The organism is Spiroplasma endosymbiont of Nephrotoma flavescens (assembly GCF_964030835.1).
Lineage (GTDB): Bacteria > Bacillota_I > Bacilli_A > Mycoplasmatales > Nriv7 > Nriv7.
The window spans coordinates 653,516-666,303 of the sequence record NZ_OZ034982.1 but is presented as its reverse complement, the minus strand read 5'-3'; the positions used below and the strand labels follow the sequence as shown (position 1 = coordinate 666,303).

The 12,788-nt window shown below is 25.0% G+C and carries 14 protein-coding genes; 5 read left to right on the top strand and 9 right to left on the bottom strand.

What is annotated here, in order from left to right:
• Positions 1-14 precede the first annotated feature (14 nt).
• The 5 genes from AAHN02_RS03990 to AAHN02_RS03970 form a co-directional block, all read right to left on the bottom strand.
• Entirely contained in the window at positions 15-293 is a 279-nt protein-coding gene (locus tag AAHN02_RS03990; protein WP_342278186.1) for a YlxR family protein, read from the bottom strand.
• A gap of 19 nt (positions 294-312) precedes the next feature.
• Complete coding sequence (gene nusA, locus AAHN02_RS03985; RefSeq protein ID WP_342277379.1) at positions 313-1,542, bottom strand: transcription termination factor NusA; 1,230 nt, start codon at positions 1,540-1,542, stop codon at positions 313-315.
• Between the two features lie 443 nt (positions 1,543-1,985).
• Positions 1,986-3,002 carry an SGNH/GDSL hydrolase family protein gene (locus tag AAHN02_RS03980; protein WP_342277378.1) on the bottom strand — a complete coding sequence of 339 codons (1,017 nt, stop codon included), beginning with the start codon at positions 3,000-3,002 and terminating at the stop codon, positions 1,986-1,988.
• On the bottom strand, positions 2,936-3,247 hold the full coding sequence (locus tag AAHN02_RS06425; RefSeq protein ID WP_425289498.1) for an ankyrin repeat domain-containing protein: 312 nt from the start codon (positions 3,245-3,247) through the stop codon (positions 2,936-2,938). The genes AAHN02_RS03980 and AAHN02_RS06425 overlap by 67 nt, the downstream gene beginning before the upstream one ends.
• A gap of 19 nt (positions 3,248-3,266) precedes the next feature.
• Positions 3,267-4,211, bottom strand: coding sequence for an IS30 family transposase (locus AAHN02_RS03970; RefSeq protein WP_338968677.1), 945 nt, complete (start codon positions 4,209-4,211; stop codon positions 3,267-3,269).
• Positions 4,212-4,377: 166 nt separating this feature from the next.
• Between AAHN02_RS03970 and AAHN02_RS03965 the strand changes: the two genes are divergently transcribed.
• The 5 genes from AAHN02_RS03965 to AAHN02_RS03945 all read left to right on the top strand — a co-directional run bounded on the left by AAHN02_RS03965 (position 4,378) and on the right by AAHN02_RS03945 (position 8,973).
• Positions 4,378-5,103 carry a hypothetical protein gene (locus tag AAHN02_RS03965; RefSeq protein ID WP_342277376.1) on the top strand — a complete coding sequence of 242 codons (726 nt, stop codon included), beginning with the start codon at positions 4,378-4,380 and terminating at the stop codon, positions 5,101-5,103.
• Positions 5,045-5,767: a hypothetical protein gene (locus AAHN02_RS03960; protein ID WP_342277375.1), complete on the top strand. Its 723-nt coding sequence runs from the start codon at positions 5,045-5,047 to the stop codon at positions 5,765-5,767. Before AAHN02_RS03965 ends, AAHN02_RS03960 begins: the two co-directional genes overlap by 59 nt.
• A gap of 714 nt (positions 5,768-6,481) precedes the next feature.
• Positions 6,482-7,426, top strand: a complete 945-nt coding sequence (locus AAHN02_RS03955) for an IS30 family transposase (RefSeq protein ID WP_342277374.1) — start codon at positions 6,482-6,484, stop codon at positions 7,424-7,426.
• A gap of 19 nt (positions 7,427-7,445) precedes the next feature.
• The gene (locus tag AAHN02_RS03950) at positions 7,446-7,862 is read left to right on the top strand and encodes a hypothetical protein (RefSeq protein ID WP_342277373.1); all 417 of its coding nucleotides are present in this window, start codon (positions 7,446-7,448) and stop codon (positions 7,860-7,862) included.
• A 292-nt stretch (positions 7,863-8,154) separates the two neighbouring features.
• Positions 8,155-8,973, top strand: a complete 819-nt coding sequence (locus tag AAHN02_RS03945) for a lipoprotein (RefSeq protein ID WP_342277372.1) — start codon at positions 8,155-8,157, stop codon at positions 8,971-8,973.
• 162 nt (positions 8,974-9,135) lie between these two features.
• Here AAHN02_RS03945 and AAHN02_RS03940 read toward each other — a convergent pair whose 3' ends face one another.
• The 4 genes from AAHN02_RS03940 to efp all read right to left on the bottom strand — a co-directional run bounded on the left by AAHN02_RS03940 (position 9,136) and on the right by efp (position 12,788).
• Positions 9,136-10,080, bottom strand: coding sequence for an IS30 family transposase (locus tag AAHN02_RS03940; RefSeq protein WP_342277371.1), 945 nt, complete (start codon positions 10,078-10,080; stop codon positions 9,136-9,138).
• Between the two features lie 401 nt (positions 10,081-10,481).
• Entirely contained in the window at positions 10,482-11,123 is a 642-nt protein-coding gene (locus AAHN02_RS03935; RefSeq protein ID WP_342277370.1) for a hypothetical protein, read from the bottom strand.
• A 253-nt stretch (positions 11,124-11,376) separates the two neighbouring features.
• On the bottom strand, positions 11,377-12,165 hold the full coding sequence (locus AAHN02_RS03930; protein ID WP_342277369.1) for a pyrroline-5-carboxylate reductase: 789 nt from the start codon (positions 12,163-12,165) through the stop codon (positions 11,377-11,379).
• 65 nt (positions 12,166-12,230) lie between these two features.
• Positions 12,231-12,788 (bottom strand): elongation factor P, encoded by a 558-nt coding sequence (gene efp / locus AAHN02_RS03925; protein WP_342190035.1) that lies wholly within the window; start codon positions 12,786-12,788, stop codon positions 12,231-12,233.

Sequence of the window (12,788 nt, the reverse complement as noted above, 5' to 3'; positions counted from 1 at the left end):
ATCACCACCCCTAATTAATTACTATGCTCCTGTTTTTTTACAACTTTGAGTAATAATAAATAAATATTATCAACAATTTGTGTTTTAAAAATCTTTTCTAATAATTGTTTTTTTTGCATTTTTTCAATAATAGCAACTTCTCGCTTAACATAAGCACCTTTACCAGCAAGACAATAATTTAAATCAACCAAAACTTGTTCTTGTTTTGTTTTAACAACTCTTATTAACTCACTTCGTAAAACAACAACTTTTGTAACGATGCATTGCCGATATACTAATTTTTGTTTTGCCACCAATAATTTTTTCCTTTATTTAATCTTTATCTAATTCATCACTATCTAATTCAGTATTAGTATTATCAACATTATCTATTTCTTCAATACTTGTTTCTAACCCTACAAGCAAATTATCTTTCTTGATTTTAAATTGATATTTATTTTGTAATTCTTGCATTTGCTGTTCCGATAAATTACCATTTCATTTAAAAATAATATTTTGATTTAAAACATCACTTAAAGAAATAATATTAATTTTTCATTTTGTTAATTTTGCTGTTAATTTTGCTGTTATTCCTTTTTTACCAATAGCTAATGAATAATGCTCATCAGCAACGATAATATTAGCTTCATTAGTTTGTTCATCTAAACTAATAGAAATTGCTTTAGCTGGCGATAACGCATTAATAATAAATGTTTTTATTTCCGCATCTCACTTAATAAGATCAATTTTTTCATCATTCAATTCTTCCATAATACTTTGAATTCTTTTTCCTTTATTACCAACACAAGCACCAATCGGATCAATAGTTGGGTCATTACAAAATACTGCAACTTTTGATCTTTGTCCTGCAATTCTTGCAATGACTTTAATTTCAATTATTCCTTCATAAATTTCTGGAACTTCAATTTCTAATAATCTTTTTAAAAATCCTGGATGAGTTCTTGAAGCTAAAATTTGTCCAAAATTTTTCGTTTTATTAACATCCTCAACATAAAACTTTACTTTATCACCTAAATAAAATTTCTCTGTGGGAATAATATTTTTTTTAGGTAAAATTGCAAAAGTACGATCAACAATTTTTAATAAATAGTAGTTTTCTTCAATATTATCAATTGTGCCAATTAAAATATCATCTTTCTTAGAAATATATTTTTCATAGACAACTTCTTTTTCTGCTTCTCTTAAATGTTGTTTTAAAATTTGTGCTACTTGTAACGCTGCTAAACGAGAAAATTCATCAGTATCAACAGGCTCATAATATATATTATCAATTGTTAAATTTTTCTCTAAATTTTTAACATCATCTAATAAAATTTCAGCAAACTCATCTTCAATCTTACTAACAATTTTTAATAAACGATAAACTTTAATTTGACCAGTTTGTTCATCAAAGTCTACTTTTATTAAGGCTTGTGGGTCCAAATATTTTTCATAAGCTTTTATTATTCCTTCTTTAATAGCCTCAATAATTAAACTGCGATCAATTTTCTTTTCTTCCACCAAAAGATCAATTGCTTTTAAAATTTCTATTCCATCAATCATCTTATTTTACTCCTTCTAACACTATTATTGTCAACATTTTAATTATGACTTTTAAATTAGATGAAGGTGAGGAAACCCTCACCTTCATCTGCCCTAATTACTTGTTAATTATATAGTATTTTGACTACTATTACAAGAACTAAATTAATCATTCCCTAACTATAGAAAAACTGTAAACTTTTTAAGTTTACAGTTTTTAAATAATATTAATTTTGTTAAACTAAATTCCAAATTGCTAATTCAGAAATGCTCATTAGCATTACTTCTAATGGCATCAGAACTAATAATCCATTGTGATTTTTTAAATAACTCATTTATTGTAAGAATTCAACTTTTTGGCAAAACTGATAAAAATATATTCAAATTTGACAATGAGATTTTATTAATGATTTTTAATATTTGACAATGAATCTAAAATATTTAACAATATTTTTAAAAATTTATTACCATTTACTTTGACTTAAATCATAAATAATATCTCCTAATTGTTCATGAACCCAACTTGTTGGATGAATAAAATCAAAGAAAAAATAATCATTAATATTATAAAAATCACAATCTTCATTAAACTCAGGTTTAACATTCAAACCAAATAAAATACAACTGTAATTAACATCAGTAGAACCCTTATTAGTAATTCCACCTTTTTTTTGAAATTCATCTAAATTTTTATTAAAAACAACATTCAAATCAAATAATTTAATAATTTGTGGATATTTTGTTTGTAATTGCTTCATTCCTTCTAATCATACACTGTTAAAATATTCCGAAAGATTTTTTGCTTTATCCATATTATATGAATTTAAAAACGAAGGAGTCTTGCTAATATCAGGAGCATTAGCAACAATAATTTTACGAGCATTATTATTAATTAGATTAATAATAGTAGCTTTTTGAATATTGATAGCATTATTGATAGTAGCTTTACTTTCATTAATATCAGAAATGTTAACTGCATTTATTAATTCATTACCACCAATATTAATAATAACTAAATCATTTTCAGTTAATTGATGATGTTTAAGCAAAGCCTTTGCTTGTTTAGGCAACGAAAAATTATTGCAGAAAATACTTTTAAGTTTTCAAAAAGGTAACTTTGTTATTTGTGCACCAGCAACAGCGTAATTATTACCAATCTTTTCATAAATTTGTTTTAAAAACTTAAATCTTCAAGCAGGAACTAATTTGATTCCTAATTTATTAGCTAAAATTTGTGAATATGTCGGACCATTACTACAAAAATCTTTGTAAAGTGGAGCTTCAAATTCTTGTGATTTAAAAATATTAAAAATATTAAATTCTCTAGCAACACCAATAAACGCTCCACTATCAGATAAACTATCACCTAAAAAATATAAATTATTATATCTGATATCTGAATTTGATTTAGTTGCTATCATTTGATTATTAATTTCGTTTTCTCGCAATAATTTAATTTTTCTTTCATCTGCTTCTGACAAGACAATTGAAAGGGGTGAAACTTTTTTTCATTGAAAATATGAATATTAGCTCCATTTGTTAATAATAACTGTATCATTAATGTACGATCGCCAATAGAAGTAGCAATATGAAGTGGCGTAGTGCCTACTTGATTACAAGCATTAATATTAATGCCACTCTGGATTAATTCCTTTGCTAAACTTAAATTATTAATTTTTACTGCTAAATGAAGTAAAGTATCACCATTCTCATTAGTAAATGCCAAATTGTAAAGTTAAGTGCAACTAAATTATTTTTCTAACCAAATATTCGATTGGCGAAAGATAATTTAGTATTTTTCTTGGTCTTTGGTTTAAAGACAATATAAATTTATGAACTGCATTTTTAGTAGTGTTTGAAAAATTAAATTTTTTAGGAAATTTTTCTCTAATTAAACTATTAGTATTTTCATTAGTACCTCTTTGTCAAGGTGAATATGCATCAGCAAAATAAATTTTCACATTTAAATTTTTTTCAAGTTGTTGTCAATTAGCAAATTCTTTACCCCTATCAAATGTTATAGTCTTAACAAGATTATTTGGAAGAATTGATAAATAATGACTAATATTTTTGTTAATAACTTTAGTAGTTCTATTTTCAACTAATATTGCTAAAGTAAATCTTGATGTTCTTTCAACTAAAGTTATTAAACATGATTTACTTTTACCTCGTGATGATACTACAGTATCACCTTCTCAATGGCCAAGAGTTATGCGATTATTAACATTTCGTTCTTTAATGGATTTACCATTAAATTTACCCCGATTTTCTTGAGATTTTCGTTTCTTACCTTTTCTTCTTAAATTTTTACTAGTAACCTTTTCAAGTAATCCAGAATAAATTCAATTGTAAATTGTTTTAAAACTAATAATTCATTCTTGATGAAAATTTTTAATTCTGCCATAAATTTGTTCAGGCGATCAACCTAATAATAATTTTTGTTGTACATATTTTACTAATTCTCTATTTTTAAATTTATGAAAATAAACATGTAATTGTTTTCTATTTTCTGCTTTATTTTGTGCAATTAATGAAAAATAATGATTATTATCTTTATTTCTATTAACTTCTCGATTAATAGTACTAATACTTCGATTAAGATTTTTAGCTATTTCACTAATTTTTACTTTAAATTTCAATTGATTCTCAATATAAATTCTTTCATCTATGCCAAGATGTTTGTATCCCATATAAAAACTCCTTAAATTTACTTTTTCTAAAATAAACTTAGCATCATGAAATTTTTATATGAAATCTTTTGCAATTTTATTTACTTGCACTTACAAGTATAATTCAGCTTTACAAAAGATAAATATTAGCGTATTATAATAATTAAAATAGAAAGATTATATTTTAATGGAAAAAGAAAAAAAGGGTTTAACACATATTGGTTTTATATTATCAGCCTTAGCTGGTGCTGTTGGTTTGGGAAATATTTGAGGTTTTCCAACGCAAATGTATCGCAACGGTGGTGCTGCTTTTTTAATCCCATTTTTTATTGCGATTTTAGTTTGTGGTTTGCCAATTTTAATTTTGGAAATTAATTTAGGAAATAAGTGAAGGAAATCTCATATTAAAATATTTGAAGAATTTGCTGGTAAAAAGGGCAGATATTTTGGTTGGTTGCAATCAACTGTTGTTTGAGTTATGGCTTCGTTTTATGGTATTTTAGTAGCATATTTAGTTGTTTGAGGTATTGTTATTGGAATTGTTAGTTTGGGTATTGAAAAAGGAATAGGTAAAGCTAATAAGATTTTTATGCCAGGATTATTTATTATGTTAGTTTGTATGGCAATATATTCGGGAACTTTAACTGGTGCGGGAATAGGGTTACAACATTTATTTGAACCTAATATTGCTAAATTAAAAGAAATGAAAACATGAACGAGTGCTTTTGGATCAGGTTTTTTTACTTTAAGTATTTGTACAGCGGCAATAATTATCTTTTCTGGTTATGCTCCTAAAAATCAGGATAATACTAATCAAGCTTTTATTATTGTTTTTGGTGATGTTTTAGTTAGCAATGATTGCGGCGATTACAATTTTTGCTGGTATTGGAAACATTGCTACTTTAGAAAATAAGAATTTTGAAGAAGTATTTGGTGCTGGTGAAACTTCGTTAGTGTTTAGTGTTTTTCCAAAGATATTTGCAGAAATTAATAATGTTACTTATGGTCTTGGTAGTTTTCTTGGGATTATTTTCTTTTTAACGATTTTCTTTGCTGGAATTTCATCATTAATTATGGCAACAGAGGGGGCAACATCACCACTTCATTTAGATTTAAATGTTAAACGATTACCAGCAACAATAATTGTTGCTGGTGTTGCGATGATGTTAGGATTTATTTTAGTATTTAAAAATTCAGCATTGTTAATTGATGGCATTGCTTCGTGAGTTGCTGGTTTATGACAATTAATTATTGGTATTATTGAAATTATTGGGGTATGTTTTGTTTGAAAAAAAATTCAAATTATATGTGATTATAATAATAAGAATTCTTGAATTAAATTAAGAAGATTATTTAAGTTAACATTGTTTGTTGTTGCACCGTTAGTTTTAATAATTAGTATTACTATGAATTTCTGAGTTTTTGTTAATAACATTATTAGTCAGCCCTTTATTTTTGCAGCAGTTGGTGATATAATTGGTATAACGGTAGTTGTTATGCTTGCTTTTATATTAGCTTTTAATAAAGAAATTAAACAATTATTTCAAAAAATATGAAGTGAAAGGAAAAAAAGGTAATGTCAGGATTAGCTATTAGTATGATGGTATTTATTTTAACAAGTTTAGTTTTAGGGTTTTTATTCTTTTTGTATCGTCAATATCAATGTCAAAAGCAAACAAAAAAAAATGAAAGATGGTAATTAGTAATTAATTATCATCTTTTTATTTTATTTATGTGCTAAAATAAATTTTAAGAATGATGAAGGAGGTATATTTTACTAAAGATATTTTGTAAGGAAGGTTACTTAATGAATAGTTTTATATCAGTATTAAGTAGTATCACTATTGGATTAACAAGTGTGACGCAATTAGCTTCTAGTAGAATTCAATTAGTTAGTCAAAAAAGTAATGTAGTATGTTTGCAAACAATAAAAAACCATCGCAAATGGATATATCAAATTATGATGCTACTGTTAAAGCAATATTTAATTTTGATATTAAACCATTTAGAGATGCGAAAGTATGAACAGAATCTTATAATGCTGGTTGAAAATTTTAAAATTCAGGTTTAAAAATTTTTTTTAATAAACAAACAGTACAAGCCACAAAAGAGGTTTTACGATTTAAAAATGTTTCTAGTTATTCCGATATAAAAAATACTTTGACAATATTTTTTAGTAAATAGCTGAATTATACTTGTAAGTGCAAGTAAATAAAATTGCAAAAGATTTCATATAAAAATTTCATGATGCTAAGTTTATTTTAGAAAAAGTAAATTTAAGGAGTTTTTATATGGGATACAAACATCTTGGCATAGATGAAAGAATTTATATTGAGAATCAATTGAAATTTAAAGTAAAAATTAGTGAAATAGCTAAAAATCTTAATCGAAGTATTAGTACTATTAATCGAGAAGTTAATAGAAATAAAGATAATAATCATTATTTTTCATTAATTGCACAAAATAAAGCAGAAAATAGAAAACAATTACATGTTTATTTTCATAAATTTAAAAATAGAGAATTAGTAAAATATGTACAACAAAAATTATTATTAGGTTGATCGCCTGAACAAATTTATGGCAGAATTAAAAATTTTCATCAAGAATGAATTATTAGTTTTAAAACAATTTACAATTGAATTTATTCTGGATTACTTGAAAAGGTTACTAGTAAAAATTTAAGAAGAAAAGGTAAGAAACGAAAATCTCAAGAAAATCGGGATAAATTTAATGGTAAATCCATTAAAGAACGAAATGTTAATAATCGCATAACTCTTGGCCATTGAGAAGGTGATACTGTAGTATCATCACGAGGTAAAAGTAAATCATGTTTAATAACTTTAGTTGAAAGAACATCAAGATTTACTTTAGCAATATTAGTTGAAAATAGAACTACTAAAGTTATTAACAAAAATATTAGTCATTATTTATCAATTCTTCCAAATAATCTTGTTAAGACTATAACATTTGATAGGGGTAAAGAATTTGCTAATTGACAACAACTTGAAAAAAATTTAAATGTGAAAATTTATTTTGCTGATGCATATTCACCTTGACAAAGAGGTACTAATGAAAATACTAATGGTTTAATTAGAGAAAAATTTCCTAAAAAATTTAATTTTTCAAACACTACTAAAAATGCAGTTCATAAATTTATATTGTCTTTAAACCAAAGACCAAGAAAAATACTAAATTATCTTTCGCCAATCGAATATTTGGTTAGAAAAATAATTTAGTTGCACTTAACTTTACAATTTGGCAAATAATAATCTTCAACAAATAATAAAAAATCATTCGCAAAACTTTCATATGATTCAAAAGGCGTTTAAAGATTTTTTAATTGTGCTTTTTGATATTGTTCCGCAAGATAAAAATATTGGTATGAAATTAGTTGAAGATTATTGACCATTTTTAAGTGAATATGCTCCTAACATTGTTAATTTTTTATTAAAAGAACAAGTTAGTAGTATTATGAAAGTATTAAATCAGATTAATAATGTCTTTAATAGGCTTAATAGCATTTTCTTTTTAGGAATACCTACTGTGATTTTAGGAGCGATTTATAAATTAGCATCAAGTTTTTTTATAAATATGATTAAGATTGATCAAGGAAAGGGAGTATATTTCTTTATTAGGTTGTATATTTATCCTGAAGGTTTTGAACCGTTATAATAAATAAAAAGATTTTCTTGAAAGGTAACAGTTAGTTTAATTGTTACCTTTAAATTTAATATAAAAAATTGGTAACCTTGTAATATTTACATATGTTGAAGACCGGTCAAGAAAAATTATTTTTAGCGAAAGTTTGAGAAATGTTTTATAATTAAATTCCAAACGAAGAATATTTTAGATTAAAATTTGGAGAAAGAAATTTTTATTGTTTAATTTGCTTTGTATTAATTTAAATATCTTTGCACATATAAATGTCAATATGTTAATAACAAATAAAAAGGAGGATACAAGATTGAAAAAATTATTAAATTTATTAAGTGCAGTAAATTTAATTGCCATTGGATTAATTTCAGTTGTTAGTTGTGGTAGTAGCAGAGCTAAAATTAACCCAATTGCTAAACCAAAATCAGCAGAAGAAACAATTAATCATGAGCCGACATTACGTGCTTCTAATCCTAATAACTTCGAATTTGATCTAAGTAAAATTAGTCAAAAAGAAATATTATTAAATGAAACATCTAATGATGAATTTTTAACAAGACAGTCAATTCTTGAAACAGACATTAGTGAAAAAGTAAAAAGGGCGGTTTTAGAACTTTTAAAAGAAAATGATAATTCTTTAACTGAAAATGATTTTATCGTTGATTTTAGCGAAAATTTTCCAGTTGACATAAGAAATAAAACAAATATTAATATTAAAGCAAAGGTTAGTGAAAAAAATAATAACAATAATGCCGAAATAATAATAAATATTAAAAGAAGGTTTTATACAAATGTTAAAATTATATCAATTGAATCACCAACAAAGATTATTGCTAACGATCCAACAAAAGTTACTAAAGAAGAATTAAAAACAGCATTATTGCCAGAAATTTTAAAAGCATTAGAAAAATTAAATTCTGGATTTCCTAATGCTGTAAATATAAAATATATATTAATCAAAGAATTTGAAATAGAAAATCTAAATTTTCCCCTTGATTTATCTTCTGAAAAAATATTAACAAAGTTTAATATTAGTTTTAAATTTATAAGTGGTGTAATACCAGTTTTAATGTTTGCTCCAAACATAATTTTAAATAATTTTAAATTACCGATGGCATTAAAAAATTAGTTAAATATAAAGAAGGATTGTAAATTTTGATTTCTTCTTAGAAAGAAAGGTTAATAAAAGACCTTTCTTTTTATTACTTTGATTAGTAGCAAATTTTTTAGTTGGATTTTTTTATATCTTAGAGAGGAACTTATTTAAGCCAAATTGTAAAGTTAAGTGCAACTAAATTATTTTTCTAACCAAATATTCGATTGGCGAAAGATAATTTAGTATTTTTCTTGGTCTTTGGTTTAAAGACAATATAAATTTATGAACTGCATTTTTAGTAGTGTTTGAAAAATTAAATTTTTTAGGAAATTTTTCTCTAATTAAACCATTAGTATTTTCATTAGTACCTCTTTGTCAAGGTGAATATGCATCAGCAAAATAAATTTTCACATTTAAATTTTTTTCAAGTTGTTGTCAATTAGCAAATTCTTTACCCCTATCAAATGTTATAGTCTTAACAAGATTATTTGGAAGAATTGATAAATAATGACTAATATTTTTGTTAATAACTTTAGTAGTTCTATTTTCAACTAATATTGCTAAAGTAAATTTTGATGTTCTTTCAACTAAAGTTATTAAACATGATTTACTTTTACCTCGTGATGATACTACAGTATCACCTTCTCAATGGCCAAGAGTTATGCGATGATTAATATTTCGTTCTTTAATGGATTTACCATTAAATTTACCCCGATTTTCTTGAGATTTTCGTTTCTTACCTTTTCTTCTTAAATTTTTACTAGTAACCTTTTCAAGTAATCCAGAATAAATTCAATTGTAAATTGTTTTAAAACTAATAATTCATTCTTGATGAAAATTTTTAATTCTGCCATAAATTTGTTCAGGCGATCAACCTAATAATAATTTTTGTTGTACATATTTTACTAATTCTCTATTTTTAAATTTATGAAAATAAACATGTAATTGTTTTCTATTTTCTGCTTTATTTTGTGCAATTAATGAAAAATAATGATTATTATCTTTATTTCTATTAACTTCTCGATTAATAGTACTAATACTTCGATTAAGATTTTTAGCTATTTCACTAATTTTTACTTTAAATTTCAATTGATTCTCAATATAAATTCTTTCATCTATGCCAAGATGTTTGTATCCCATATAAAAACTCCTTAAATTTACTTTTTCTAAAATAAACTTAGCATCATGAAATTTTTATATGAAATCTTTTGCAATTTTATTTACTTGCACTTACAAGTATAATTCAGCATTTCTTATTTTTTTTAATTGGTTTTATTACAAAATAATATAGTAAATACCAAAATATTAAACTAGTTGCAACTAAACTAAAGGCAATGATAATAATTATTTTTGTACCAATTTTATTTTTTTCTTCAATTAATTTTTTTATCGTTGACGATTGTGGTCCATTATTTAATTTTGGTTGTTCTAATATAGGAATTGATTCAATATGGGAACCAAAAATATATTTGCTATTATTAGTTGCTTGAACAATAATGTTTCGATTTACAGTTCAATTGCTATCATTTAAATTATCAGTGTTAATATAATAATCATTTTTTTTCAGTAATTCCTGGAAATTTATTTTCTAATTGTGTTTTTATTTTTTGAACAATATCATTTTTAATGACTGTACCTTCTATTGTGCTGACATTTTTACTGTTAATTATTTTATATGGTTGTAAATTAAATGGAACAGTTTTTATATGTGGCTTTGCTATTATTTTAGCATCTAATAATAATTTAAAAATTCTTTTCTCCACTGAATAATACATATTATTATTGTTATCAAAAGAAATTGCATTAATAGCACCATTTATTCCATTAATTTTTCTCACTGTTGTTTCACCACTTTTTAAAACTTCTATCCCCGCAACTGTTCCAAAGTAAACATCATTATTACTATTAATAGCAATCGCACGAACAGCATCATCAACACCATCAATTTTAGTTGCAGTAGTTGCACCAACTTTCAAAACATATGCGCCATTGCTAAAAGTACCAAAATAAATATTCTTATTGCTATCAATAGCAACGACACGAATATGGCGATATTCATTAACATTTAAAGCATCCTTACATAATAATTTTGCTTTGTTAGTTTTTTGGTCAATAACATAAGCACCGTGATAAGTTCCAAAATAAATGTTATTATTAACACTATCAACTGCAATAGTACTCATATTATGAAGTAATTCCTCCTTATTACGATTTCTTCACCAAGCGGTTTAATATCATTATTAATAACAGTCTCGATATTACTTGTTGGCACTGGTAATGTTGGTGCTGTTAAACTCATTATACTTGCAATAGATAATAATACTTTCATTTGTCAGCTCCTTAAATATGATTATTTACCATAAATTTTAAGATTTTGGATTAGAAATATTATACTATTTTTTTGATAATTTTTATTTATTTTTGATAATTTTAATTTTAGATACTATCTTCTAGTTGTTTACTCCTTAACATACAAGCATTTACAGCATCACTAATAATATTTTGCAAGTTATTAGTTTCAAAAACTTTAATTGCTGCCATTGTTGTACCATCAGGCGATGTTACATTTTCTTGCAATTTTTTTAGCTCTAAATCACTATTTAAAATATTTGTCGCAACACCAAGTAATAAACCACCAACAATTGTTTTGGCTTCATCTTTACTAAGATTATTATTTTCAGCAATTTCTATTAACGGTTGTAATCAATGATATAAATAACCACTAGCATTACCACAAATAGCAATAAACAAATGAATTTGTTTTTCACTTAATGAAATGGTTTTACCACAATAATTAAAAATGTTTAATGCTTGCTCATTAGCAATAACATTACCCTCTTCACAAATCATTGTCATTGAATTATTAAACTGACAAGAAGTATTGGGCATTACTCTTGTAACCTCACAATCTTTAAATATTGTTTTTAACAATGTCATATTAATTCCCGATGCCACAGAAATTATTATTTTCTGAGTAAATAAATTTGTTAACTGCTCTTTTAATTTTAAAATATCTTGTGGGGTTAATGCTAAGATAATTATTTCACAATCCCTTAAAAATTCTCATTGTTTACTTACACTAATATGACGATTATTTCAATATTGAAAACTTTTATCACTATTAATAACAACTTTAATATTTTCATTAGTAAAAGCATTAGTATTTAATAACCCATCAATAATTGCTTTCCCCATATTACCAGCACCTAAAAATCCAATTTTCACTTTAATTAACTCCTTTATATGTTTGTAATAATTATGACATAAAAAAAATAACCTTTTAGGTTATTTTAAGCTCGGTGCTGATATTTACCATCAACTGTGGAAACAACAATATAATCATCTGTATTAATAAATAATGGTACTTGTAATGCTAATCCAGTTTCAGCAACTGCTCTTTTGCTTGGCGAAGAACTACTATCACCTTTAACAGCCTGTTCAGCTTCAATAATTTTTAAAGTTACTTTATCTGGTAACGAAATCGTTAAAATTTCATTATCATATTGTAATACTTGAACTGGTAAATTAGAAGTTAAAAACTTTAATTCTCATGCCATTTTTGTTTTATTAATTTCAACTTGTTCATAACTTTCATTATCCATAAAAATCAAGTTATTGCCATCACTATATAAATATTGCATCACGCGTTTATCAAGATGCGCCCGTTCAACTTTATCACCACTAGTAAAAGTTAAATTAATAATTGCATTGCTTCGCAAATTTTTAACTTTAGCTTTAACATTTGCTTGGCCTCTTCCAGCTTGAGCACGACCAGTATCTAAGACTAAAAATAGATTACCACTATGTCTAAAAGTCATGCCATTGCGTAAATCATTAACATTAATCAT